The organism is Pseudoalteromonas sp. MM1 (assembly GCF_030296835.1).
GTDB lineage: Bacteria > Pseudomonadota > Gammaproteobacteria > Enterobacterales > Alteromonadaceae > Pseudoalteromonas.
The window spans coordinates 2635612-2660304 of sequence record NZ_AP027922.1 but is presented as its reverse complement, the minus strand read 5'-3'; the positions used below and the strand labels follow the sequence as shown (position 1 = coordinate 2660304).

The window sequence follows — 24693 nt, the reverse complement described above, 5'->3', positions numbered from 1 at the left end:
CTAGAGGTAGCTAAACCGATTTATAAGCCGAGATTGCTTTACCTGTTTTTTTTTGCTTAATTATGGCTTTAGATGATTCATTTTTTACAGCATTTGCTTGTTTGCTAATGTTGTTGATATTGGCTTGCACAACCATAAGTTGCTCGGCGGTAGGCGGGTTATCGCTTTCGCACCAGCGCTTAAGCTCACTATTTAAAGTATCCATAATAGGAGTGGCTTCATCAGCTTCATTGCTTTGCACTAATACTTCAATTTTGCTGAGCAATTGATTAATATGCTCAGCTTTGCTTGTTTCTTTTAAAGCCATAAGCTTATACCGCAGGAGTACGCTGATCGACAGGAATGCTATCCCAACCTTCTTTTATTTCTTTAATAATGCCAGCTACTTCAGAAATAATCTCAATGTCATTGTCAACATTTGCTTGCACCAAGCGCCTTTGGCAGTAGTCATAAAGCGCTAATAAATTATTTGATATACTCGGGTCTTGTTCCACTTCTAAATTAAGCGCGTCTTGTAATGCACCCAAGAGTAAAATACAGGCAGAGATGTTTTCGCCTTTTTTTTCTATTTCTTTGCGCTCAATAAACCCTTTAGTAGCAGCTAAGCGGCCAATTATGTTACTAAAAATAAGGTTAATTTGCTCATAGGGTGCCATTTCTGCAATGTTGCTGGCACGCACTTGAGAATATTTTTTTAATGAAACATGAGCCATGGAAAAGTCCTAAATAAATATGTGAAATCGTCTATACGAAACAAAAGCAATATTAATGCCAAGCATATTGCGTTTATTTAGTTATCGGCATCGTTGCTTTCAACTTAAGTTAATTATAGTTTATATTTTTGACTAAAGTAATTTTATGCACTAAGTAAAAAACAATGCATGGCATTAGCTTTAAGTATTAAATAACAAAACAATACTTAAGTTTTAATCATTAAGTATTATTGTTTTTAACGTACTGTCTGTTTTTTGGCGTTTATGTCAAAAAACCGCCGCTATTACTTGCATCCATTCAGATCTCGCTTACAATTTAGCTAATATAATAAATTAGTGAAATTATGGCTCGCTAACTATGATCTTGATTTTAGATAATAATAATAACCGTGCAATAGGATTGAATGCATCGCTTACCTTTATTGGGGAAGCTGTGCAGTTGCTTGATGAAAATGGCTTTGAAGAAGTATGCAGTAAGTATCAACAGCAAGAATGCATTGTTATATTAGGTGCATTGCAAAGCTTAGATCATGAAAGCTTAATCAAGCGCTACCCAACCCTGCCTTTTTTACTGATTGGTGAAACACTCAAGCCATTATTAAGTATTGCAAATGTGGTAGGACTAATTTGTGAGCCGTTTAATCACGAAGTAACTACACAGCTTTTACACGACTGCCAACAGTACCAACGTATGTTGCCTGGTAGTCACAAGCAGCATAAATCACACAAAACATTTGATGGTTTAGTAGGGGAAACAGACGCGGTTAAAAACGTACGCTTTTTAATTGAGCAAGTGGCTAAAACCGATGCAAACGTGCTTATTTTAGGTGAATCGGGTACGGGTAAAGAGGTAGTTGCGCGTAATGTACATTTATTGTCTAAACGCAATACTGGGCCATTTGTACCAGTAAACTGTGGTGCCATTCCAGGAGAGCTTCTTGAAAGCGAGTTATTCGGCCATGAAAAAGGGGCGTTTACCGGCGCTATTTCTGCACGTAAAGGGCGGTTTGAATTAGCGCAAGGCGGTACGCTGTTTTTAGATGAAATTGGTGATATGCCACTGCAAATGCAAGTTAAGCTACTTCGCGTATTACAAGAGCGCAGCTACGAGCGTGTAGGCGGCACTAAAGCGATTCAAGCAGATGTACGAGTGATTGCAGCTACCCACCGTAACCTTGAGGAAATGATTGAAAAGGGCAGCTTTAGGGAAGATTTATATTACCGTTTAAATGTGTTTCCTATTGAAAACCCGTCTCTTAATGAGCGTGCTGACGACATACCTTTATTACTTAAAGAGTTAATGCGCCGTGTGAATGAGCAAAGTGGTACGTCGGCTAAATTTACAGAGCGCGCGGTTGAGAGCCTCAAAGAACATGCTTGGCCTGGTAATATCCGAGAGCTTGCTAATTTAGTGGAACGCATGGTGATTATGTTCCCTGAAAAGGTGGTTGATGTTCCCGATTTACCTAATAAATACCGCTATATTGAGGTCGATGCCTACGAGCCTGAATACCCTGAAGAGCTACTTGAAAAAGATGCCTTTAACGACATTTTTAGTTCAGGTTTTAGCGATTATGATAATGAACCAGAGCCTGAATTTAGCCAACCAGGATCTGGCGTATTACCCGAAGAGGGTATTGAACTTAAAGATTATTTAGCAGAGCTTGAAATAAGCTTAATTACTCAAGCGTTAGAGCGTTTTGATTACGTTGTTGCTCGCGCTGCAGAAATATTAGGTGTAAGGCGTACAACGCTTGTCGAAAAAATGAAAAAGTACAATCTATCGCGAGATTAGCCAAGCGTAGCAAGTGCCGAACCATTATGAATTACCGAGTTTGGCTGTTTTAATCTTTTGCTTACAGCTCACATCTCACAGCTTACAGCTTACAGCTAATAACTTTTAATTATCTCGGCTCTTCTAAAACAATCATTACCATGATCGTTTACCATACCGCAGGCCTGCATGTGTGCATACACTGTTGTGGGCCCTAAAAACTTGAAGCCTCGCTTTTTTAAATCTTTTGCAAACGCTTTTGATTCCTCGGTCATTGTAGGGGCGTCTTCAACACTATTTACATTATTAATAATTGGTTTATTGCCCACAAATTGCCATTGGTAATGGCTAAAACTGCCAAATTCTTTTTGTACTTCGATAAAACGCTGAGCATTATTAACTGTGGCAGCAATTTTTAAGCGGTTACGCACTATGCTCTCATCTTGCATTAGCCGTTCTATATCATCGGCTGTAAAGTTAGCCACTTTTTGCACATTAAAATTAGCAAATGCTTTTTTATAGCCAGCGCGCTTTTTTAAAATAGTGTACCAACTTAAGCCCGCTTGTGCCGATTCTAGCGTGATAAATTCAAATAATTTCGTGTCGTCATAAAGTGGCACTCCCCATTCTTCATCATGGTATTTCACATAATCAGGCTTTGTGGTGTCGAGCCATGCACAACGGCATTTACTTTGCTCACTCATTGTTATTCCTTTTAGTGTGCGTCATTTTTTTGTTACGCGTTATTGTATGATAACTAAATGAAAAATATATAAAATAATATTGGTATAAATTGTGCATTTAGCCCTGTATCTACATCATTAAGAGATTTGATTATGGCCCTTGCAAGTGTACTTAAACCACAGTTTATTACTGCAAAACAGTATAACCCATGTTTACTTCAAGAAGAGTACATTGGCGAATTAAGTGATTTAAGACAGCAAGCAAGTTGGCTGTCGCACTTAGTTGATACCATGCCAGCGGGTGTTGTTGTGCTTGATGGCAAAGGGCTTATTGCAAAAGCCAATCAAATCGCAATTGATATGCTAGGCGAACCGCTAGAAGGGGAGAAGTGGTTTAACATTATTCAACGCTCTTTTCGCCCTCACCAAGATGATGGACATGAAGTGTCGCTCAAAGATGGTCGTCTTATAAAACTTGATATTACAGCACTGGCGCCAGAGCCAGGGCAGTTAATATTAATGACAGATTTAACCGAAACGCGCCGTTTACAAAAGCGCGTTGCCCACATGCAGCGCTTAAGTGCGCTTGGTAAAATGGTGGCATCGCTTGCACACCAAGTGCGTACGCCACTTTCGGCCGCTATGTTATATGCTGCAAATTTAGGCTCAAAAAAGCTGCCTGAGTCATCGCGTGATAACTTTCAAACCAAGCTTATGTCGCGTTTAAAAGATTTAGAAACCCAAGTTAACGATATGCTGCTTTTTGCTAAAAGTGGTGAGCAGCAAGTGGTTGAGCAAGTGTCTATGCAGCAGCTTTTAAACGAAGTAAAACTAGGTGCTGATGCAATGGTGGCCTTAAATAACAGTGAACTTGCCGTTGAGCTACCAGAGCCAGATATAGAAATCACCGGTAATAAAACCGCGCTGGCCAGCGCTATTCAAAACCTTATTCACAATAGTATTCAAATTATTGGCAGCCAAGCACAGGTGACATTAAAAGCGCAGCGCGATAGCAGCGAAGCTGACACCGTACGTATTAGCGTTTGCGATAATGGCCCTGGGGTAGAGCTGAGCCAAATAGAGAAAATTTTTGAACCGTTTTATACCACAAAAAGCCAAGGTACAGGGCTTGGGCTTGCTGTTGTAAGTTCTGTGGCAAATGCGCATCAAGGACGTGTTGAAGTGGTTAATAATGCCAATGGTGGTGCATGTTTTAGTTTATTGCTGCCAATATGCACGGCCTCAACGCAGGAGAAAACAGCATGAGCAATACTATATTAGTAGTTGAAGATGATGCAGGCTTAAGAGAAGCACTCATAGACACGTTAGAAATGTCGGGTATTGCCTGCGTTGCAGCTGATAGTGCTGAGCAAGCCATGATCCAGTTAAAAAAGTCTGAGTTTTCATTAGTGGTCAGCGATGTGCAAATGGGCACAATGAGCGGCCTAGATTTACTCAGAAGCATTAAACTTAACTACCCAGAGCTGCCTGTATTAATGATGACAGCCTACGCAACGATTGATGATGCAGTAGAGGCTATGCGCTTAGGCGCCATTGACTATATGGCTAAACCCTTTGCCCCTGAAGTGTTGTTAAATATGGTTAGTCGCTATTTACCCGAAAAACCTAAAGACACTGATGGCCCAATCGTAGCCGATCCTAGTAGCATTCAACTATTAGAGCTTGCAAGTAAAGTAGCGCGCTCAGATGCAAGCGTTATGGTACTTGGCCCTAGCGGCTCAGGTAAAGAGGTATTAGCGCGATATATTCACGATAAGTCAAACCGATGCGATGCGCCTTTTGTGGCAATAAATTGTGCGGCTATTCCCGAAAATATGCTTGAGGCCACTTTATTTGGCTATGAAAAAGGCGCCTTTACCGGTGCAATACAAGCATGCCCAGGTAAATTTGAGCAAGCCCAGGGCGGCACTATATTACTTGATGAAATAACCGAAATGGACTTAGGGCTTCAAGCTAAGCTATTACGGGTATTGCAAGAGCGTGAAGTTGAGCGTTTAGGTGCCCGAAAAACAATTTCACTCGACGTAAGAGTACTCGCAACCAGTAACCGCGATTTAAAAGAAGCCGTTGCAGACAACCAATTTAGAGAAGACTTATATTATCGTTTAAATGTGTTTCCACTAATGTGGCGACCGCTCTGTGAGCGCCCAGGCGATATAATAGTATTGGCAAAACATTTAATAGAGCGCCATTTGGTTAAAAATAAAGAGCCACTAGCAACGCTCGATAGTGCTGCAGAACAAAAGTTACTAAGCCACGCATGGCCTGGTAACGTACGCGAGCTTGATAATGTAATTCAACGTGCGCTTATTTTGCGAACGGGCAATGTAATTGGCGAGCAAGCCATTTTTATTGAAAACTTGATGCAAATGCCAGTTAACAGTATGCCTACACAGGAGATAGTGCCGGAACGAGCACCTACCCCCAGTGGCGCATATTATGATGACAAAATAACGCCTCTAGAGACGAGTAGCTCACTGCCAAGTGTTGATACTGGCAGCTATAAAGATGAGTTAAAAGATAAAGAGCATAAAATAATTTTAGAAACCCTCGCGCGCTGCCAAGGTAAACGTAAAGATGTTGCACAAACACTTGGGATCAGCCCGCGTACTTTACGTTATAAACTAGCGCAAATGCGCGATTTAGGTATTTCACTACCCGCATAAATTTACTCCTCCTCTATAAATAACCCTAAACTAACCTCGCTTAGTTTAGGGTTGTCAAATCTCTGACTCTATAAAATTGAAGTTAACTATTTGTAATTAAAGGTTTATTTTTATGGCACGCTTTGTGCTTTAATCCTTTTATGAACGTTAACTGCATTTGCCAGAGAAAATTATGAAAATTCAAAACAGCGCGCTATTTCAAGAAATGCAATCAATGGCTTTAGAAGCAGGCCATACAAATCAAATTAATAAGCTACCAACTCAAGCTCAGCCAACGTCATCTGCTCAATTTGGTGACTTACTAAGCGATGCATTAAATACGGTTAATGGCTTACAACAAGATGCCAAACAAAAAGTAGTGGCTGTTGAAATGGGTGACAGAAGTGTATCGCTTGCTGAGGCAATGATTGCCTCACAAAAATCGTCAGTGGCATTTGAGGCTACAGTACAAGTAAGAAATAAACTTGTTGAGTCATACCAAGAAATTATGAACATGCCTGTTTAAGTAGGTAGTGGAGAATTATTGTGGCGCAATCTAATCAATCAACAGATCTTGCTCTTGCTGGCGGCGGTATTGACCAAAGCGAAGACAACGAGCAACAAGAACAAAAGTCGGGCTACTTAAGCGCCTTAAATGGTGTTGATGTGCTTCGCCAAGTCACCCTAATTATTGCGCTGGCTATTTGTTTAGCTATTGCCATATTTGTGATTATTTGGGCGCGCCAACCCGATATGCGTCCACTTGGTAAAATGCCAACAGAAGAGCTGATCCAAACCCTTGATTTTTTAGATGCACAAAAAATTGACTACGAGCTAGACGGCAACGTAATTTCGGTTGATGAAAGCGAGTACCAAAATATTAAATTGCTGATGGCTCGTGAAGGCTTAGAGCAAGGCCCGGCCTCAGGCACCGATATCATAATGCAAGATATGGGCTTTGGTGTGAGCCAACGATTAGAGCGAGAGCGCTTAAAGCATGGCCGCGAGCAACAACTTGCCCGCACCATAGAAGAGCTAAACAACGTAACGCGCGCTAAAGTTTTACTCGCTATACCCAAAGAAAACGTATTTGCCCGTAGAGAGAAAAAGCCATCAGCCACAGTGGTATTGACTCTTAAACGTGGGCGTACGCTTGATGGCGAAGAAATTGATTCAGTAGTTGATATGATTGCCTCTGCTGTGCAAGGACTAGAGCCTGCACGTGTGACGGTAACAGATCAAAATGGCCGTCTACTTAATTCAGGTTCACAAGACTCATTAGCTGCGCGCTCGCGTAAAGAATACGACATTGAGAGAAAGCGTGAGCAAGAGTATCTAGAAAAAATAGACAGTATTCTTATTCCTGTAGTCGGCTTAGGTAACTACACAGCGCAAGTTGATTTAAATATGGACTTTAGCTCAGTAGAAGAAACACAAAAGCGTTACAACCCAGACTTACCTGCGGTAAGAAGCGAAACTACATTTGAAGAAAACAACATAGGTGGCTTAGCGGTAGGTATTCCTGGGGCACTCACTAATCAACCACCTGTGAATTCAACTATTCCAGAGGTGGCAGGGCAAGGTAATGCAGGCACGGCAACCAATCCAAGCCGAGTGCATAAAGAAGCCACGCGTAACTTTGAACTAGACACCACTATTTCGCATAAGCGCCAACAAACAGGGGTTATTCGCAGAATTAGTGTCTCGGTAGCTGTTGATTACGTCCCGAAAGTAGGTGAAAACGGCGAAACAACCATGGCACCACGCTCAGTAGAAGCTTTGTCAAATATACGTCGTTTATTACAAGGTGGTGTTGGCTTTGATATGCAACGTGGCGATGCACTAGAAGTAGTAACCGTGCCATTTGTGCGTGAAGCGGTTGATTTAGACTTAGAAGTGCCGCTGTGGGAGCAAGACTGGTTTATGAAAATCATCCGTCTTGTGCTTGGTGCTTTAGTTATTATTGTATTAATCATGGCAGTTGTTAAGCCTATGCTTAAGCGCTTAATCTACCCAGATGACACGCTTGAAGAATACGATGAAGATGCATTAAGCTCTGGTGTTGATATTGGCGATAGCACGCTAGATATGCTAAATAAAGATTTTGATTCTGCTGCTGTTGGCTTCTCAAGTGATGGTACACTGCAGCTGCCAGACTTACATGGCGACGAAGATTTGCTCAAAGCGGTAAGAGCACTTGTAGCGAACGAACCGGAACTCTCATCACAAGTAGTGAAAGCGTGGTTAACAGAAGATGACTGATCAAGAACAAAAACAACTCCCGCCAGCGTTTGATGTTGACAAGTTAGATGGCGTAGATAAAGCCGCGATTCTTTTATTGAGCTTATCAGAAGAAGACGCAGCGCAAATACTTAAACACTTAGAGCCAAAGCAAGTGCAAAAAGTGGGTATGGCAATGGCTGCGCTAGATGATTTGTCACAATCAAAAATAAGTGCAGTTCATAACTTGTTTATAGAGCAAATACAAAGCTTTAGTACAATTGGCTTCCAGTCAGAAGACTTTATTAAAAAGGCGCTTACCGCCGCATTAGGTGAAGATAAAGCCGCAAGCTTAATAGACCAAATTGTAATGGGTTCGGGCGCTAAAGGCTTAGATTCACTTAAATGGATGGACTCAAAGCAAGTGGCTAATATTATTCGTAATGAGCACCCGCAAATTCAAACTATTGTTTTATCGTATCTAGAACCGGAGCAATCGGCAGAAATCCTCGCGCAGTTTCCTGAAAAAGTGCGCCTAGATTTAACCATGCGTATTGCTAACCTTGAAGAAGTGCAACCAGCAGCCTTGCAAGAACTTAACGAAATTATGGAAAAACAATTTGCCGGCCAAGCAGGTGCACAAGCCGCTAAAATGGGTGGCTTAAAAGCCGCGGCAGATATCATGAACTACCTAGATACTAATGTAGAAGGCCAGTTGATGGACTCTATTCGTGAACACGATGAAGAAATGTCTCAGCAAATTCAAGATCTTATGTTTGTATTTGAAAACCTTATGGATGTGGATGATCGCGGTATTCAAGCCATACTGCGTGAAGTACAGCAAGACGTACTAATGAAAGCCATTAAAGGGACTGATGAAGCGCTTAAAGATAAAATTTTGGGTAATATGTCTAAACGTGCAGCCGAAATGCTTGCTGATGACTTAGAAGCTATGGCACCGGTTAGAATAAGTGAAGTAGAAGCAGCCCAAAAAGAAGTACTTTCAACAGCAAGGCGTCTATCAGACTCGGGTGAGATTCAATTAGGCGGCGGTGGCGGCGAGGAGTTCCTGTAAGCTATGTCTAAATTAAAAGGTCGCCCTTTGCATGCAGATGAAGCAGATGAGCTTTTAAAAAATTGGCCAATACCGGATGTTGCTCCTGATGAACGTAGTTTTGGCAACCGTTCAACGGCTTTTGGCACACCGCTTTCTGATTTATATAAAAAAGAAGTTGAAGAAGAGGCCATAGAGGACGAGCAGCCGCAAGAACCTGAGCTGCCTTCTCTAACTATGGCTGAGCTTGAGCGCATTAGGCAAGATGCTTATGAAGAAGGCTTAAAGCAAGGACACGAACAAGGCTACATAGATGGCTTTGAAAAAGGGGTTGGCGAGGGCAAAGAAGCAGGTTACAAAGAAGGCGTAGAGCTTGGTAAAACACAAGGCCAAGAAGACGTAAAACCGCTAATAGAAGAGCAGTTAACCAGCTTACGTAGCATAATCGACAACCTTAGTGCTCCGCTTGATAAAGTGGACGAACTGGCAGAAAAGCACTTAGTGCAATTAGCTGTTATGTTGGCTGAGGCTATAACCTATCAGGAAATTAAAACATCGCCCGAAGTTATTTTACATACGCTTAAAAAAAGCATAGATGCACTCAATACTGAACAAGGAAAAGTTCGCGTGCATTTAAACCCAGATGACCTAGAACTGGTAAAGCAAAGCTATGGTGAGCAAACTATTACAGATAATAATTGGCAGCTCATTGCAGAGCCAACCCTTGAACGAGGCGGTTGCGAAGTTAAAACGCCACAATCCTCTTTAGATATGACCCTAAAAACTCGTGTCAAAGAAACGTTGGATAGCTTTTTGCATAATAGCGGTATCTAATCTTTTTTGTGGCGTGTTATGGCAGCTCAACGTGCACCTCTAAGCGAACGCTTAAATCAATACCAACACCATATCGCAGCGTTTAAACCTGCTGTAGCGGGTATTTTAACCCGAGTCGTCGGTTTAACCCTTGAGGCGAAAGGGCTGCGTGCGCCTGTAGGCAGTCAATGCAAAATAGAAACTATGTCAGGCTTTGTAGATGCCGAAGTGGTGGGCTTTAGTGAGCAAACACTATATTTGATGCCTAATGATCATATTTCTGGTGTGTTACCTGGTGCGCGTGTTATTCCACAAGTAAATGATACCGGTTTGCCTGTTGGTATGAGCCTACTCGGCCGTGTAGTGGATGGTTTAGGCCGACCGCTTGACGGCCTGGGGAAAATTAACGCCGAACACTATTTAAAGTTTGCACAAAACCCCATAAATCCCCTCGCTAGAAGACCCATTAGTCAACCTATGGATGTAGGTGTACGGGCTATAAACTCAGTTATTACTGTAGGGCAAGGCCAGCGTATGGGTTTGTTTGCAGGCTCTGGTGTTGGTAAATCGGTCCTCTTAGGGATGATGACCCGCGGCAGTGAAGCCGATGTTATTGTGGTTGGCCTAGTGGGTGAGCGTGGCCGAGAGGTAAAAGAATTTATTGAAGAGATACTCGGTGTAGAAGGGCGCAAACGCTCAGTTGTTGTAGCCGCTCCTGCTGATGCATCGCCCCTTATGCGCTTAAAAGGCTGTGAAAGCGCGGTGACCATTGCAGAGTACTTTCGTGATCAAGGTTTAAACGTATTGTTATTGCTTGATTCAGTAACCCGTTACGCCATGGCGCAACGCGAAATCGCGCTAGCGGTTGGCGAACCGCCTGCGACAAAAGGCTATCCGCCTTCTGTATTTGCCAAATTACCGGCGCTGGTGGAACGAGCGGGTAATGGTGGTGAAGGGCAAGGGTCTATTACTGCGTTTTTTACAGTGCTTAGTGAGGGCGATGATATGCAAGACCCAATAGCCGATGCAGCACGTGCAATTTTAGATGGGCATATTGTACTCTCGCGAGATTTAGCCGATAGCGGTCACTACCCCGCAATAGACATCGAAAAATCAATTTCTCGTGTTATGCCGCAAGTGGTGTCTGAGCCTCATATGCAACAAGCTCGAGTATTAAAACAAGTGTATTCAATGTATCAGCAAAATAAAGATATGATCACCCTAGGTGCATATCAAAAAGGGGCTGACCAAATGCTTGATCAAGCTATTAATATGATGCCGCGTGTTAATGCGTTTTTACAACAAGGTATGCGCGATGTAATAAGTTACGATGATGGTTTACACGGCCTAGCCCAATTACTAGGACAAGCATAATGGCAAAAAATAAGCTCGATTTACTGCTTAAGCTCGAAAACGACAAAGAAGAAAATCTGCGCATGAGCTACTTACAAGCCAATCAAAATTTACAAGCTAACCAACAAAAGCTGCAAGGGTTAAATAACTTTAGATTAGAATACTCTCAGCAATTACATGTGAAAGGAAAGTCCGGTTTATCAAGCGCGGGCTTTGGCCAGTACCATGCCTTTATAGCAAAAATTGAAGAAGCGATTCGCCAACAAGCCAGTACGGTAAATACCGCTAAACAAGTTGTAACACAGCGTAAAGCTTTGTGGTTAAAGCAGCAGGTAAAAGCAAAAGCCGTAGCAAAATTAATTGAAAAACAAAACCTAAAAGCGGCGTCGTTAATGGCAAAGAGTGAACAAAAAATGCTGGACGAGTTTTCTGCTAATCAATTTTTTCAGCGCCGTAAAAGTTTATAACTTTGGCGCGTTTATTGCTTTGTTGGTAGGTGGTAATTAATTTTGGCAAAGTGCGGTGGCAACTTGCCGCAGTGCTGTGTAGGTGAATTATGGCAATAAACGATATTTCAATGTTGGCAACAGCTGAAAAAGACTCTTTTTTAGCATTTAAAGACAATAACTTACCTGCAGGTAACGAATCTGGCGATGCTTTTTTAAGCCAACTACAAGATGCAGACAAACCTTTCGCATTGCCTGCCAATTCTGAGGCTCCTAGCCAAGCTGGTTCTTTATTGCCAACTGATGATAAGCAGCTAGTCAATGGTTCATCAAGTGATGACACGCAAGATACGTTATTATCTGGTGACAGCGTTTTAGCACAAATAAACTCCTCGCAAGTGATTGACGTAAGTGTGAAAAAACACGGCAGTAGCGATAGTGACTTTAGCGATTTAAGTGCAAAAAAGAGTGATAAAAGTGTGAGCTTTTTAGCTTCGCAATTAGGTGAAACTGATGATGCTGATGCCATAACGACTAAAGTCGATGATACTCTTTTAGCTGATAATAATAGCAACGGCAAAAAAAGCGCGTTTACAAACGCCGAGCTAGAAGCTAAAGCAGCTAAACAAAGCGCTGGAGAAAATTTAGCCTCTTCTTTAAAAAATGAGAGCCTAGCAAGTAGTGCTGCTAAAAACCCAATAGCAGAAGCGGTGCAAACACAAATCAATAAAACTAATAGCAGCGCAGTTCCTATAAATACTGAAGGTAAAAGTGCTGAGAATACAAAAGCGTTAAGCACTGCGTTAAATGCTGAAGGTGTACTGCCTATAAGCGATTCAGACATAGAGCAATTAGCCAAAGAACTGACTCGTTCATCTACACAGACACAGCTGCCAACGACATCTAAAGTACTTAACTCATTAAGCGAAGCGCAAAGCGCACAATTAAACGAGCTAGTTAAAAGCTCATTTACTGAAACCACGCCAAGTGAAGGTGATGATCGTGCAAGCGCCGTTAAACAATTACTTACAGAGTTTGTAGTACAAAACGAAAAAGAGACAAGCACGCGCGGTGAGCTAGTTCAATCTCAGTTAAAAAACTTAAATAGCGATGAAAAACAGGCGCTACTTAGCCAATTGAAAAGCTATGTGAGTGACGAGCAACCGACAGGTGATACGCTCAAAAAAGTAAATGAAACAATAAACAACTTACAAACTATGCTTGATACGCAGCTTAGTGAGAGCAAAGCGCAAAGTGTGTCGAGCTCTGCAAATGCGGCTTTAAATACGCAGCAAGCCAGTAATGCTGCAATGAATGCAAATACACCGCAAAATAAAGCCATGATTAATGCTCAAGCACCCTCTAGTATTGAGCAATACGGTGTAAATAAAGAAGAGTTAAATGCCTTAGAGGCCGAGCAGGAAAGCTTACCCAAAGAGCCTAAAACAAATACTGGTTTATCCCGTGTAGCTCAGGTATTTTCGTTGATAACAGATGGTATTAATAACACGCAGGTACAAATAAATACTCAGTACGACAACGCGCGTTATGAGCAGTCTATTTTAGAAAGCCAAGCAATACAGTCGCAGCAATTACAAACCAGCTCCGCGCAGGTTAAGCAAATAAATATAGACGCAAGTATGATGCAGGCTATTAACATTGTTAAAAGTGATGCAGCCAAAATGCTTCAAGAGCGAGTTTCTTCTATGCTTAGTATTAGCAATAAAGAAGCAGAAATTCGCTTAGATCCGCCAGAAATGGGCAGTATGCAAATTCGTATCAGAAGTGATGCTGAGCAAGCACAAATAAATTTCGTGGTACAAAATCAGCAAGCTAAAGAAGCGCTTGAGCAGTCGATGCCACGCTTGCGTGAAATGCTAGCCGAACAAGGCATTGATTTAGGCGAAAGCTCTATTTCTTACGGGCAATCGGGTAATGAGCAAAGCGATGAAGGCGAGGGACACTCGCAAGGTCAAATGGCTAATAAAAATACACAGCAGGATCAAAATGATGAGCAAGATGGCGCTAACCCACAAAGTTCTCGACAACAAACTTCATCATCAATAGATTACTATGCCTAAGTACTGCTATTATAATAACTAAAACAAGCAAGTACCTTTGCTAAAATAGGAATCACAATGGCCGAAGAAACAAGTTTAGAAATAGAAGAAACCGGTAAAAGCAAAAAAAAGCTGATCATAATTATAGTGGCAGTGCTGCTTGTTGTTGGCGGTGGTGCAGGCTATTTTTTCATGGCGGGGGATGATGCACCCGTTGAAACATTAGATGAAGAAACAACAACCGCAGCGCAGAGCGACTCGGCCGCTCCTTCAGGATCTTCAGCTGAAATGGGCAGTGCTTTGTATGTTGCTATGCCAAGACCCTTTGTTTTTAATGTACCAGGGTCGAGCAGAGATAGAATTGTACAAATTAAAGTGCAATTACTTGTGCGTGGCGACGTAAATGAAGAAACTGCTAAAAAGCACATTCCTTTAATTGAAGGCACCTTATTAAGCGTGTTTTCAACCACTACAGCTGATGAGCTCAGCACAAGTGCGGGCAAAGAGACATTACGCTTTACTGCGCTTGAAAAAGTGCAAGCTGCGTTAAATGATGTTGAAGGCACTAAAGTAATTGAGCGGGTATTGTTTACCGGCTTTGTGATGCAATAAGGGGCTAGTGTGAGCGATTTATTATCCCAAGACGAAATTGATGCACTCTTACACGGCGTTGATGAAGTCGAAGAGGAAGATATACACGAAGGTGAAGATAGCGAAGGCAGTACATTACAGTACGACTTTTCTTCGCAAGATCGGATCGTGCGTGGTCGCATGCCGACCCTGGAAATTGTTAACGAGCGGTTTGCTCGTCATATGCGAATAAGCTTATTTAACATGATGCGCCGCACCGCAGAGGTGTCGATTAATGGCGTACAAATGATTAAATTTGGTGAATATATTCATACCTTATTTGTACCTACAAGTTTAAATATGGTGCGTTTTAGACCACTAAAAGGCACCGGCCTAATTACCATGGAAGCACGTTTAGTGTTTATTTTGGTAGATAACTTTTTTGGTGGTGACGGGCGTTACCATGCCAAAATTGAAGGTCGCGAATTTACACCTACCGAACGTCGAATTGTGCAAATGCTACTAAAAATTATCTTTGAAGATTACAAAGAAGCATGGGCACCGGTTATGGACGTATCGTTTGAATACCTCGATTCAGAAGTAAACCCAGCAATGGCTAATATTGTTAGCCCTACTGAGGTTGTGGTTATTAGCTCTTTTCACATTGAATTAGATGGTGGTGGTGGCGATTTTCACATTGCTCTGCCGTATTCAATGCTTGAGCCAATTAGAGAGCTGCTAGATGCGGGTGTGCAATCGGATACAGAAGATACCGACTTGCGTTGGAGCAAAGCGTTGCGCGATGAAATTATGGATGTTGAAGTTGATTTATCAACACAGCTTCTTGAGGTTGACTTGTCGCTCAAGCAGATAATGGAACTTAAAGCGGGCGATATTATTCCGGTAGAAATGCCAGAGCATATTACGGTATTTGTTGAGGAGTTACCTACATTTAGAGCTAAAATGGGTCGCTCTCGCGATAACGTTGCGCTACAAATTAGTGAAAAAATTAAACGCCCTGATTCAGTTAAATCTGAGCTGCATGTATTTACCAAAGGCGGCAAGAAAATTGATTCAGATGCAGAATTAGCAGAACTAGAAGATGATTTACACCTTTCTGACGGTGTAGACTTAGACTGGTAATTGATTAAAAGGTTAAAAGTATGAGCGATGATCAAGATACAATGGACGAATGGGCAGCAGCCCTAGCAGAAGCCGAAGGCGGTGATGAAGGCGCAGAGGCGCAAGTTGCTGAGCTTGATGAATTAAGTGATGCTAAGCATGAGCTTAGCGGTGACGAAAAGCGTAAACTCGATACAATTTTAGATATTCCTGTGACGATTTCTATGGAAGTAGGGCGTTCTAAAATAAATATCCGTAATTTATTACAGCTAAACCAAGGCTCTGTTGTTGAGCTAGACCGCGTAGCAGGTGAACCATTAGATGTACTTGTAAATGGTACGCTCATTGCTCATGGCGAAGTGGTTGTAGTAAATGATAAATTTGGTATTCGTTTAACGGACGTTATAAGCCAGGTAGAGCGGATCAAAAAATTACGATGAGTTCTCTTGTTGCTTTAACAAACTCAGTATTTACAAAGGCAGATACACTCACGCCAACGGCTGACATTTTGTCTATGGTGCTGTCGTTGGTTATGGTGCTAGTGCTAATTGTGGTGCTGGCATTTTTTGTAAGAAAGCTTAATCCAAATTTAGCCAATAGCGAAGAATTTAAAGTAGTACGAAGTTTACCGCTTGGCTCGCGCGAGCGGTTAATGGTGGTAGAAATAGACAATGCTCAGCATTTATTAGGGGTAACCCCGCACAGCATTAACTACTTACATAAACTTGAAACGCCGTTAAGTGAAAAAGAATTGCCAGAACTTGCTAAACGATTTAGCAAACTACTAAACCCGCAAACGAATCAAAATAAAAAGAATTAACCCTATGATAAAGTGGCTGCTGATTATTTTAGCTGTGTTATTTGTGCCTACCGCCAGCAGTGCAGAGGGCATAGACGCACTAACCATTACAACTAATGCCGACGGTACGCAAGATTACTCAGTAACCTTGCAAGTACTGGCAATTATGACGGCATTGAGCTTTATTCCTGCCGCCATCATTATGATGACTTCATTTACGCGTATTATTGTTGTATTGGCCATTTTGCGCCAAGCTATTGGTTTACAATCAACACCTTCAAACCAAGTTTTATTGGGTATGTCGCTATTTTTAAGTATTTTTATTATGGCGCCTATTTATCAGCAAGTTAATGAGCGTGCGATAGAGCCTTACTTAAATGAGCAAGTTACTTCGGTACAAGCATTAGAGCTTGCAAAAGAGCCTATGAAAGCCTTTATGCTCTCGCAGGTACGATTAAAAGATTTAGAAACATTTGCCAAAATAGCAGGCTATGAGCAGCTTGATTCACCAGAAGCGACGCCGCTAATAGTACTCATCCCGGCATTTGTGACCAGTGAACTGCAAACTGCGTTTATTATTGGTTTTATGTTTTTTATACCTTTTTTAATTGTGGATTTAGTGGTGGCCTCAGTATTAATGGCCATGGGTATGATGATGCTCTCGCCCATGATAGTGTCCTTACCATTTAAAATAATGCTATTTGTACTGGTCGATGGCTGGAGCTTAGTAATGGGAACGCTCGCTAAAAGTTTTGGCTTAGGGACTTAAACCATGTTTAGCATTCGCACTTTTAAACATTAGGAGTACAACATGGAACCGGAAATTTTTGTTGATATTCTTAGTGATGCACTGTTTTTAGTAATTAAGCTGGTGTCTGCTATTGTGGTACCTGGTTTGCTAGTAGGTTTAGTGGTGGCGGTGTTTCAGGCGGCTACCTCCATTAATGAACAAACCTTAAGCTTTTTACCGCGTTTATTAATTACCATAGGGGCACTTATTGTTGGTGGGCATTGGCTTACTCAAGAGCTAATGGACTTTTTCAACCGCTTAGTGTTACTCATTCCAGAAATTGCAGGCTAACTGTGGAATTCCCTTTTGCTGTTGTTATTCAATGGTTAAGTGATTTTTTACTACCGCTTGTTCGCATTAGCTCTATGATCATGATTATGGCGGGCTTAGGCGCACAAAATGTGCCTACACGTATTAAAATGGGGTTAGCGGTAGTGGTCACGTTTTTAGTCGTGCCCGTGCTGCCTCCCGCAACATTTACTAATTTATTTTCTTTTGAAATGGTGTTGGTGGTTATTCAGCAAATGTTGATAGGTGTTGCGATAGGATTTGCCTCAACGCTTATGCTAAATACCTTTGTGCTTGCTGGGCAAATACTAGCAATGCAAACCGGTTTGGGCTTTGCCTCTGTGATTGACCCCTCAAATGGTGCAAGTGTGCCTGCAGTTGGCCAGTTTTATTTAATTTTAGCAACCTTGTTATTTTTTGTTTTTAATGGACATTTAATGATGATTCAAATGGTTGTTCACAGCTTTGAAGTACTGCCAATAAACGGCGATTGGTGGGCGGTTGACCATTACTGGGACATAGTAACGTGGGGCAGCTGGATGTTTACTACGGCACTGGTATTGGCTTTAGCTCCCCTTACTGCCATGCTCATCATTAATATTTCATTTGGTATTATGACTCGTGCAGCACCACAGTTAAATATTTTCTCAATAGGTTTTCCGTTTACATTAGTTGCCGGTTTAATGATTATTTGGGCCACCTTGGGAAATTTTGTCACCCAGTTTGAATTCCAGTGGTTAAAAATGATTGAGCTCATGTGTAGCCTTGTTGGCTGTACGGTGTAGGAGGGGCGATGGCTGAAGATTCAGGACAAGAAAAAACAGAAGAACCCACCTCCAAAAAGCTCGAAGATGCTAAAAAGAAAGGGCAAATAGCGCGCTCAAAAGAGCTAGGTACTATGTTTGTACTTATTTTTTCTGCCATTTCGTTATTGTTGTATGGCCCAGAAATAGGCAAAGGTTTGTACAACATTATGGGTAGGATGCTGTCTTTAAATCGCACTGAAGCTTACGACACCACTAAAATGTTTGCGGTGTGGAGTGAGGTGGCCAGTGCGCTGCTGTTTCCTATGGCAATGTTTGTTTTAATTATTGTTATTGCGGCATTTATTGGTAATACTTTACTCGGTGGCTTTAATTTTAGTTGGGAAGCTGCAGCACCTAAGCCTAGTAAAATGTCGCCAATGAAAGGCTTTAAACGCATGTTTGGCCCTCAAGCCGCGATAGAGCTGGTAAAATCCATATTAAAGTTTGCGCTGGTGGCTATTTTTGCGGTGTTTTTGATTCAAACTTTTTTTGATGAAATTTTACATTTAAGTATTGAAAGTGCACCGAGTAATATAATTCATGCCCTTGAAATACTCTCATGGATGTTTTTAGGCTTATCGTGCACTTTAGTGATTATTGCCGCAATAGATGCCCCTTATCAAAGTTATAACCACAACAAACAACTTAAAATGACCATGCAGGAGATCAAAGATGAGTACAAAAACTCAGAAGGTGATCCGCAAATTAAAGCACGTATTAGGCAAACGCAAAGGCAAATGTCGCAGCGAAGAATGATGCAAGATGTCCCCGATGCCGACGTAATTGTAACCAACCCTACTCACTACTCTGTAGCGCTAAAATACGATACTGAGCGTGCAGGTGCGCCTATTGTACTTGCCAAAGGGATAGATGAAATGGCTATGCAGATTCGTAAAATAGCCAAAGGCAACGAAGTACCGATTGTAGAATCCCCAATGCTTACAAGGGCGCTTTACCATACCGCTGAAGTAGGCCAGCAAATACCTGATCAATTATTTACTGCGGTAGCACAAGTTTTAGCTTATGTGTTTCAGCTCAAACGGTTCAAAAAGGGCAGAGGTAAACGCCCAATACCTCTAAAATCTAAACTACCTATTCCGGATGATTTTAAATACGATTAGGTTAGGCTAACCACACTTTACAAGTTCGCCTTGCTTAAAACCCTACACGCTACAGCAAATTTGTTCCTTAAAACTCCTCGTTTTGCTTTAATCTGCTTTAAATTTTACATCAATGCTCAATGAATCTATTACTGAGGCTACACTTGGAATAGTTATTGCAATTTCAAGCTAGTGTCAATTTATTGAATTGTAGAGTTATGGATTTTAAAGCGGTATTACAACAACTTAACAAAGATAAAAAAGAGTATGCCAAAGGCGTAGGCACACCATTATTAGTGCTTGCAGCGCTGGGTATGGTTATCTTACCGTTGCCGCCATTTCTTCTAGATATATTATTTTCATTTAATATTGCCCTTGCCTTAGTTGTTTTACTGGTGACTGTTTACACCATGAAACCGCTCGAATTTGGCATGTTTCCCGCAGTATTGTTAATCGCTACGATTATGCGTTTAGCTCTCAATGTTGCCAGTACGCGAGTGGTGCTCCTTGAGGGTCACAACGGGGGCGATGCAGCAGGTAAAGTAATTGAAGCATTTGGTTCAGTCGTTATTGGCGGAAACTATGCGGTAGGTTTAGTGGTGTTTTTGATCCTGATCATCATAAACTTTGTTGTAATTACCAAAGGTGCTGGGCGTATTTCAGAAGTATCGGCACGTTTCACATTAGACGCTATGCCGGGTAAACAAATGGCGATAGATGCCGACTTAAACGCGGGCTTTATTAGTGCAGAGCAAGCACGTGAACGCCGTAGCGAAGTAACCCGAGAAGCTGACTTTTATGGCTCTATGGATGGGGCGAGTAAGTTTGTAAAAGGCGATGCTATTGCTGGTATCGTGATATTAATTATTAATATTGTTGGTGGCTTATTTGTAGGCATGATCCAACATGATTTAAGTTTTAGCCGTGCCATGGAAGTTTATACTTTACTTACCATAGGTGACGGCCTTGTTGCGCAGCTTCCTTCTTTACTGCTTTCTATTGGTACTGCTATTGTTGTTACCCGCCAAAACGAATCGCACAACATGGGTGAGCAATTTAAAACCCAATTAGGTAACGAAAAATCATTATTTATTGCCTCAGGTATTTTGATCATTATGGGTTTAGTCCCGGGTATGCCTCACATTGCTTTTTTAAGTTTAGGGGCATTACTTGGCTACTTAGCTTACTTTACGCAACAGCAAAAGCTAAAAGCCGCCGCTTTAGCAGAGCAAGAAGCGCAAAGCGGTGCAACTCCGGGAACTGGTGTTGCAAACAAGCAAGAACAAAAAGAGTTAGGTTGGGACGATGTACAACAAATAGATGTAATAGGTTTAGAAGTAGGTTACAGGTTGATCCCTCTGGTTGATCAATCTCAAGGTGGTGAGCTGCTTAATCGTATTAAAGGGGTGCGTAAAAAGCTATCGCAGGAACTTGGCTTTTTGGTGCCACCTGTGCATATACGCGATAACTTAGAATTAGACCCAAATGCGTATCGTATTACCATGATGGGTGTTTCAAGTGGCGAAGGCGAGCTTAAACATGGCGATGAACTGGCCATCAACCCAGGGCAAGTGTTTGGTCCTATTAAAGGGGTTGAAACCAAAGACCCAGCGTTTGGTTTGGATGCAGTATGGATAAAGCCTGATCAAAAAGATGAAGCACAATCACTCGGCTATACCGTAGTTGACTCAGCCACTGTAGTAGCCACTCACATTAGCCAATTACTAACGAACAGTGCTGCATTATTGCTAGGCCATGAGGAGGTTCAAAACCTACTTGATATGCTAGCTAAAAGCCACCCACGTTTAGTTGAAGGGTTAGTACCAGAAGTATTACCACTGACTACTGTTGTAAAAGTGCTGCAAAATTTATTAAACGAAGGCGTAGCTATTCGCGATATGCGCTCTATTGTTCAAACCCTTGTAGAGTACGGTCCACGGAGCCAAGATGCGGATGTATTAACAGCTGCAGTGCGTATCTCCCTGCGTCGATTAATTGTTCAAGACGCTGTGGGAATGTCATCAGAAATTCCTGTCATAACCTTGGCGCCTGAGTTGGAACAGATGTTGCATCAGTCATTACAAAATGCAGGCGACGAAGGTGCCGGAATAGAACCAAGTCTTGCTGAGCGACTTCAAACATCATTAAACGAAGCGCATCAAAATCAAGAAATGGCTGGCGAACCTTCAATATTGCTAACGTCAGGAATGTTACGCACTGTGTTATCTCGTTTTGTTAAGTACACCATACCGGGTTTAAGGGTGATGTCTTACCAAGAGGTACCAGATGAAAGACAGATCAAGATTGTCAGCTCAGTAGGCCAACAATAAAGATTTTAACAGGGGTTGAACCATGAAGATTAAACGTTTTTTTGCCAAAGATATGCGCACCGCACTGAGAGAAGTTAAAGATGAGTTAGGTGTGGATGCCGTTATTATGTCGAACAAAAAACTCGCTAATGGTGTAGAAATAGTTGCCGCAGTCGATTACGACAAAGCAGCCCCTAAAGCCGCAGCGCAACCACAGGCAGCGCCAGCTCCGCAAAGAGCTGTGCAGCAAAACACTCATAACTTTATAAAGCCAGAGCCAAAGCGTGCACAACCTGAGCCACAAGCGGCTGTTGCCGACAGCTTACAAGCTTTACTAGAGCGCCAGTCGCCACGCCCTCGCTCTCCTGAGCTTGCTTCTATGTTTTCGCAATCAGGTATTGATACGTCTGAGCATTATCAAGAGCCAGCACAGCCACGTACGACTAATATGTTTGCCCGCGAAGATGAAGCACCAAAACGCATGCAAACCCAAGCAGATAGCTTAGGCTTCGATGACTTAGACCGCGATTTTGACGAGTTAGATGCACCTATTGCTCCGCGTCCCCAAGCACAAAATAAAGAAAGTGTTGAAATGAGCGCAATGCGGGATGAAATGAACGCAATTCGCCAGTTACTAGAGCACCAAGTATCGGGTTTAATGCAGCAAGATATGGCCCGTCGTGACCCAACACGTGCATGCATGATTGATCGGTTAGTTGGCATGGGGATAGATAAAGACGTTGCAGAGCAAATGGCGTGTTTTATCCCTGATGACGTATCGCGCCAGCAAGGTTGGAAAGCATTATTACAAATGGTTGAAGATCAAATGCAGACCACCAATAATGAAATTCTTCGCCAAGGTGGTGTGTACGCGCTTGTAGGGCCTACTGGTGTAGGTAAAACAACCACAGTTGCTAAACTTGCAGCATTAGGGGCACAAAAATATGGCGCCGATAAAGTCGCCCTAATAACGACTGATACTTACAGAATAGGTGCTTACGAGCAGCTTGCTACATATGGCCGTATTATTGGTTGTGGTGTTAAACAAGTAAAAGATGCCAATGAATTAGCTCAAGTTTTATATCATTTACGCAATAAGCGTCTAGTATTAATTGATACAGCGGGTATGAGCCAGCGTGATCTTCGCCTTACCGAGCAATTAAATACGTTAATGCGCAACCAACGAGTAGATATACGTAGTTATTTAGTATTAAGTGCCACAGCACAAATAAATGTTTTGCAAGAAACCGTAAGACATTTTAAAAAGGTTCAGCTAAGCGGTTGTATTTTCACTAAGTTAGATGAATCATTAAGTTTAGGTGAGATTATTAGTATAGCGATTCAAAATCGTCTTCCAATAGGGTATCTTACTAATGGTCAGCGTGTACCAGAAGATATTCGCGTTGCAAATGCTGAAAAACTAGTAAAAAAAGCTGAGCAATTGTATTTAAAAAGAGCAAAAGCACAACATTCAAGGCACCAAGCAGTGGCGCCAAGCACAGTAGGGATGTATGATTAACACAGTATTAGATCAAGCAAGCGGCCTGCGCAAAATGAGTCAAAACAATAACAACGGCGTAAAAGTTATCGCTGTCACCGGCGGTAAAGGCGGAGTGGGTAAAACCAATGTCTCTTTAAATACTGCTATTGCTTTAGGGCAGCAGGGTAACCGTGTATTAGTATTAGATGCCGATTTAGGCCTAGCTAATTGTGATGTAATGCTAGGACTACGTGTTGAAAAAAACTTGTCTCATGTCCTTTCAGGCGAGTGCGAACTTGACGAGATTTTAGTTGAAGGCCCAGGCGGTATTAAAATCGTGCCTGCTACATCAGGCTCGCAAAGCATGGTGGAACTAACACCTTCTGAGCATGCTGGATTAATTCGTGCCTTTAGTGAGCTTAATACCGAATTTGATATTTTAATTGTGGATACCGCCGCTGGTATTTCTGACATGGTGCTGAGTTTTTCTCGTGCAGCGCAAGATGTCATGGTGGTGGTGTGTGACGAGCCGACCTCAATTACTGATGCCTACGCGCTTATTAAAGTACTTAGCCGCGAACACGGCGTTTATAAATTTAAAATTGTTGCAAACATGGTGCGCAGTATGCGCGAGGGCCAAGAGCTTTTTGCAAAGCTGTCTAAAGTAACAGACCGTTTTTTAGATGTGTCTATGGAGCTTGTTGCGACTATTCCATATGATGAAAATATGCGTAAATCTACGCGTAAACAAAAAGTCATTGTCGATCTTTTCCCTAATTCACCAGCAGCAGTCGCGTTTAAAACATTAGCGACAAAAGCAGTAAAATGGCCTATACCTAATCAACCTTCAGGACATTTAGAGTTTTTCATTGAGAAGCTAGTAAACGGCTGATTATGACAACATCGGTGAAAAGAGCTATGGGATATCAATCAACACAAAATTTAAATGTGATTGTTGAAAAGCACGCGTCGCTTGTCAAAAAAGTGGCGTGTCACTTAATAGCTCGTCTTCCTCCTAGCGTTCAGCTTGATGACTTAATCCAATCAGGAATGATTGGCCTTATTGAGGCCTCAAAAAACTTTGATGCTAGTAAAGGGGCAAGCTTTGAAACGTTTGCTGGTATTCGTATTCGCGGCGCTATGCTTGATGAAATGCGTAGAGGAGATTGGGCACCCCGTTCGGTACACCGTAAAAGCCGATTAGTCGCAGAAACCATTACAGAATTAGAAAATAGTTTAAATAGAGAACCAAAAGATACTGAAGTAGCTGAAAAACTTGATATTTCGCTAGAAGAATACCATCATATTTTAAATGATGTTAATTCCAGTAAAGTACTAGGCATTGAAGACCTTGGGGTAGATGAAGATGTTATTAGCCCTGCAGGCCAAGATTTAGCGCTAGACAAACCATTTAATAATGTTAAAAATGAACGGTTTAATAATTCATTGTTAGAGGCAATAAAGTCTTTACCAGAGCGAGATGCAATGGTGCTTTCTTTGTATTACAACGATGAAATGAATTTAAAAGAAATTGGGCATATACTCGATGTAAGTGAATCGCGTGTAAGTCAGATACATGGTCAGGCGATGATTAAGCTCAAAGCAAAAATCAATGACTGGATAAACTAGTAGTAAGTAAATTATAGG

At 41.8% G+C, this 24693-nt stretch carries 25 protein-coding genes; 22 read left to right on the top strand and 3 right to left on the bottom strand.

Annotation, left to right across the window (positions count from 1 at the left end; genetic code table 11):
• Positions 1–10: 10 nt before the first annotated feature.
• Both QUE46_RS12135 and fliS read right to left on the bottom strand, forming a co-directional pair.
• Positions 11–307, bottom strand: a complete 297-nt coding sequence (locus QUE46_RS12135; protein ID WP_286244960.1) for a hypothetical protein — start codon at positions 305–307, stop codon at positions 11–13.
• Positions 308–311: 4 nt separating this feature from the next.
• Positions 312–713, bottom strand: coding sequence for a flagellar export chaperone FliS (fliS, locus tag QUE46_RS12130; RefSeq protein WP_024032327.1), 402 nt, complete (start codon positions 711–713; stop codon positions 312–314).
• A gap of 358 nt (positions 714–1071) precedes the next feature.
• Between fliS and QUE46_RS12125 the strand changes: the two genes are divergently transcribed.
• A complete protein-coding gene (locus QUE46_RS12125) occupies positions 1072–2508 on the top strand; it encodes a sigma-54-dependent Fis family transcriptional regulator (RefSeq protein WP_286244959.1) in 1437 nt (478 codons plus the stop codon).
• Positions 2509–2603: 95 nt separating this feature from the next.
• On the opposite strand, the gene QUE46_RS12120 is transcribed toward QUE46_RS12125, so the two are convergent.
• Positions 2604–3191, bottom strand: coding sequence for a DNA-3-methyladenine glycosylase I (locus QUE46_RS12120; protein WP_286244958.1), 588 nt, complete (start codon positions 3189–3191; stop codon positions 2604–2606).
• A 132-nt stretch (positions 3192–3323) separates the two neighbouring features.
• Between QUE46_RS12120 and QUE46_RS12115 the strand changes: the two genes are divergently transcribed.
• The 21 genes from QUE46_RS12115 to QUE46_RS12015 all read left to right on the top strand — a co-directional run bounded on the left by QUE46_RS12115 (position 3324) and on the right by QUE46_RS12015 (position 24675).
• Positions 3324–4436: a PAS domain-containing sensor histidine kinase gene (locus QUE46_RS12115; protein WP_286244957.1), complete on the top strand. Its 1113-nt coding sequence runs from the start codon at positions 3324–3326 to the stop codon at positions 4434–4436.
• Positions 4433–5857: a sigma-54 dependent transcriptional regulator gene (locus QUE46_RS12110; protein ID WP_286244956.1), complete on the top strand. Its 1425-nt coding sequence runs from the start codon at positions 4433–4435 to the stop codon at positions 5855–5857. Before QUE46_RS12115 ends, QUE46_RS12110 begins: the two co-directional genes overlap by 4 nt.
• A gap of 172 nt (positions 5858–6029) precedes the next feature.
• Complete coding sequence (gene fliE, locus QUE46_RS12105) at positions 6030–6362, top strand: flagellar hook-basal body complex protein FliE (protein WP_004588289.1); 333 nt, start codon at positions 6030–6032, stop codon at positions 6360–6362.
• A gap of 20 nt (positions 6363–6382) precedes the next feature.
• Positions 6383–8098, top strand: coding sequence for a flagellar basal-body MS-ring/collar protein FliF (gene fliF, locus QUE46_RS12100; RefSeq protein ID WP_286244955.1), 1716 nt, complete (start codon positions 6383–6385; stop codon positions 8096–8098).
• Positions 8091–9131: a flagellar motor switch protein FliG gene (gene fliG / locus QUE46_RS12095; RefSeq protein ID WP_004588291.1), complete on the top strand. Its 1041-nt coding sequence runs from the start codon at positions 8091–8093 to the stop codon at positions 9129–9131. Before fliF ends, fliG begins: the two co-directional genes overlap by 8 nt.
• Positions 9132–9134: 3 nt before the next feature.
• Positions 9135–9944 carry a flagellar assembly protein FliH gene (gene fliH / locus QUE46_RS12090; protein ID WP_286244954.1) on the top strand — a complete coding sequence of 270 codons (810 nt, stop codon included), beginning with the start codon at positions 9135–9137 and terminating at the stop codon, positions 9942–9944.
• 18 nt (positions 9945–9962) lie between these two features.
• A complete protein-coding gene (fliI, locus tag QUE46_RS12085; protein WP_096041360.1) occupies positions 9963–11297 on the top strand; it encodes a flagellar protein export ATPase FliI in 1335 nt (444 codons plus the stop codon).
• Positions 11297–11743, top strand: coding sequence for a flagellar export protein FliJ (fliJ, locus tag QUE46_RS12080; protein ID WP_286244953.1), 447 nt, complete (start codon positions 11297–11299; stop codon positions 11741–11743). Before fliI ends, fliJ begins: the two co-directional genes overlap by 1 nt.
• Before the next feature lie 89 nt (positions 11744–11832).
• Positions 11833–13803, top strand: coding sequence for a flagellar hook-length control protein FliK (locus QUE46_RS12075; RefSeq protein ID WP_286244952.1), 1971 nt, complete (start codon positions 11833–11835; stop codon positions 13801–13803).
• Between the two features lie 57 nt (positions 13804–13860).
• Positions 13861–14394, top strand: coding sequence for a flagellar basal body-associated protein FliL (fliL, locus tag QUE46_RS12070; protein ID WP_055015924.1), 534 nt, complete (start codon positions 13861–13863; stop codon positions 14392–14394).
• A gap of 9 nt (positions 14395–14403) precedes the next feature.
• Positions 14404–15495: a flagellar motor switch protein FliM gene (gene fliM / locus QUE46_RS12065; protein WP_055015925.1), complete on the top strand. Its 1092-nt coding sequence runs from the start codon at positions 14404–14406 to the stop codon at positions 15493–15495.
• A gap of 20 nt (positions 15496–15515) precedes the next feature.
• Positions 15516–15914 carry a flagellar motor switch protein FliN gene (gene fliN, locus QUE46_RS12060; RefSeq protein WP_089348288.1) on the top strand — a complete coding sequence of 133 codons (399 nt, stop codon included), beginning with the start codon at positions 15516–15518 and terminating at the stop codon, positions 15912–15914.
• Positions 15911–16294 (top strand): flagellar biosynthetic protein FliO, encoded by a 384-nt coding sequence (gene fliO, locus QUE46_RS12055; RefSeq protein WP_286244951.1) that lies wholly within the window; start codon positions 15911–15913, stop codon positions 16292–16294. The genes fliN and fliO overlap by 4 nt, the downstream gene beginning before the upstream one ends.
• 4 nt (positions 16295–16298) lie before the next feature.
• Positions 16299–17042: a flagellar type III secretion system pore protein FliP gene (gene fliP / locus QUE46_RS12050; protein WP_286244950.1), complete on the top strand. Its 744-nt coding sequence runs from the start codon at positions 16299–16301 to the stop codon at positions 17040–17042.
• A gap of 42 nt (positions 17043–17084) precedes the next feature.
• Positions 17085–17354 (top strand): flagellar biosynthesis protein FliQ, encoded by a 270-nt coding sequence (gene fliQ / locus QUE46_RS12045; protein WP_055015929.1) that lies wholly within the window; start codon positions 17085–17087, stop codon positions 17352–17354.
• Between the two features lie 2 nt (positions 17355–17356).
• Positions 17357–18136, top strand: a complete 780-nt coding sequence (gene fliR, locus QUE46_RS12040; protein ID WP_286244949.1) for a flagellar biosynthetic protein FliR — start codon at positions 17357–17359, stop codon at positions 18134–18136.
• An 8-nt stretch (positions 18137–18144) separates the two neighbouring features.
• Positions 18145–19278 (top strand): flagellar biosynthesis protein FlhB, encoded by a 1134-nt coding sequence (gene flhB / locus QUE46_RS12035; protein WP_286244948.1) that lies wholly within the window; start codon positions 18145–18147, stop codon positions 19276–19278.
• A 197-nt stretch (positions 19279–19475) separates the two neighbouring features.
• On the top strand, positions 19476–21587 hold the full coding sequence (gene flhA, locus QUE46_RS12030; RefSeq protein WP_286244947.1) for a flagellar biosynthesis protein FlhA: 2112 nt from the start codon (positions 19476–19478) through the stop codon (positions 21585–21587).
• 22 nt (positions 21588–21609) lie between these two features.
• Positions 21610–23085 (top strand): flagellar biosynthesis protein FlhF, encoded by a 1476-nt coding sequence (gene flhF / locus QUE46_RS12025; protein WP_286244946.1) that lies wholly within the window; start codon positions 21610–21612, stop codon positions 23083–23085.
• Positions 23078–23938, top strand: a complete 861-nt coding sequence (locus tag QUE46_RS12020; RefSeq protein WP_054983003.1) for a MinD/ParA family protein — start codon at positions 23078–23080, stop codon at positions 23936–23938. The genes flhF and QUE46_RS12020 overlap by 8 nt, the downstream gene beginning before the upstream one ends.
• A 26-nt stretch (positions 23939–23964) precedes the next feature.
• Positions 23965–24675 (top strand): RNA polymerase sigma factor FliA, encoded by a 711-nt coding sequence (locus QUE46_RS12015; protein ID WP_024032309.1) that lies wholly within the window; start codon positions 23965–23967, stop codon positions 24673–24675.
• The last annotated feature ends 18 nt before the right edge of the window (positions 24676–24693 follow it).

Bases quoted from the DNA above. Each gene is read 5' to 3' on its own strand.
- QUE46_RS12075 (WP_286244952.1), top strand. From the start codon at position 11,833: ATGGCAATAAACGATATTTCAATGTTGGCAACAGCTGAAAAAGACTCT.
- QUE46_RS12125 (WP_286244959.1), top strand. From the start codon at position 1,072: ATGATCTTGATTTTAGATAATAATAATAACCGTGCAATAGGATTGAAT.
- QUE46_RS12120 (WP_286244958.1), bottom strand. From the start codon at position 3,191: ATGAGTGAGCAAAGTAAATGCCGTTGTGCATGGCTCGACACCACAAAG.
- fliN (WP_089348288.1), top strand. From the start codon at position 15,516: ATGAGCGATGATCAAGATACAATGGACGAATGGGCAGCAGCCCTAGCA.
- flhA (WP_286244947.1), top strand. From the start codon at position 19,476: ATGGATTTTAAAGCGGTATTACAACAACTTAACAAAGATAAAAAAGAG.
- QUE46_RS12015 (WP_024032309.1), top strand. From the start codon at position 23,965: ATGGGATATCAATCAACACAAAATTTAAATGTGATTGTTGAAAAGCAC.
- fliI (WP_096041360.1), top strand. From the start codon at position 9,963: ATGGCAGCTCAACGTGCACCTCTAAGCGAACGCTTAAATCAATACCAA.
- fliJ (WP_286244953.1), top strand. From the start codon at position 11,297: ATGGCAAAAAATAAGCTCGATTTACTGCTTAAGCTCGAAAACGACAAA.
- QUE46_RS12110 (WP_286244956.1), top strand. From the start codon at position 4,433: ATGAGCAATACTATATTAGTAGTTGAAGATGATGCAGGCTTAAGAGAA.
- fliG (WP_004588291.1), top strand. From the start codon at position 8,091: ATGACTGATCAAGAACAAAAACAACTCCCGCCAGCGTTTGATGTTGAC.
- fliO (WP_286244951.1), top strand. From the start codon at position 15,911: ATGAGTTCTCTTGTTGCTTTAACAAACTCAGTATTTACAAAGGCAGAT.
- fliH (WP_286244954.1), top strand. From the start codon at position 9,135: ATGTCTAAATTAAAAGGTCGCCCTTTGCATGCAGATGAAGCAGATGAG.
- flhF (WP_286244946.1), top strand. From the start codon at position 21,610: ATGAAGATTAAACGTTTTTTTGCCAAAGATATGCGCACCGCACTGAGA.
- QUE46_RS12135 (WP_286244960.1), bottom strand. From the start codon at position 307: ATGGCTTTAAAAGAAACAAGCAAAGCTGAGCATATTAATCAATTGCTC.
- fliQ (WP_055015929.1), top strand. From the start codon at position 17,085: ATGGAACCGGAAATTTTTGTTGATATTCTTAGTGATGCACTGTTTTTA.
- QUE46_RS12115 (WP_286244957.1), top strand. From the start codon at position 3,324: ATGGCCCTTGCAAGTGTACTTAAACCACAGTTTATTACTGCAAAACAG.
- fliL (WP_055015924.1), top strand. From the start codon at position 13,861: ATGGCCGAAGAAACAAGTTTAGAAATAGAAGAAACCGGTAAAAGCAAA.
- QUE46_RS12020 (WP_054983003.1), top strand. From the start codon at position 23,078: ATGATTAACACAGTATTAGATCAAGCAAGCGGCCTGCGCAAAATGAGT.
- fliS (WP_024032327.1), bottom strand. From the start codon at position 713: ATGGCTCATGTTTCATTAAAAAAATATTCTCAAGTGCGTGCCAGCAAC.
- fliP (WP_286244950.1), top strand. From the start codon at position 16,299: ATGATAAAGTGGCTGCTGATTATTTTAGCTGTGTTATTTGTGCCTACC.
- flhB (WP_286244948.1), top strand. From the start codon at position 18,145: ATGGCTGAAGATTCAGGACAAGAAAAAACAGAAGAACCCACCTCCAAA.
- fliE (WP_004588289.1), top strand. From the start codon at position 6,030: ATGAAAATTCAAAACAGCGCGCTATTTCAAGAAATGCAATCAATGGCT.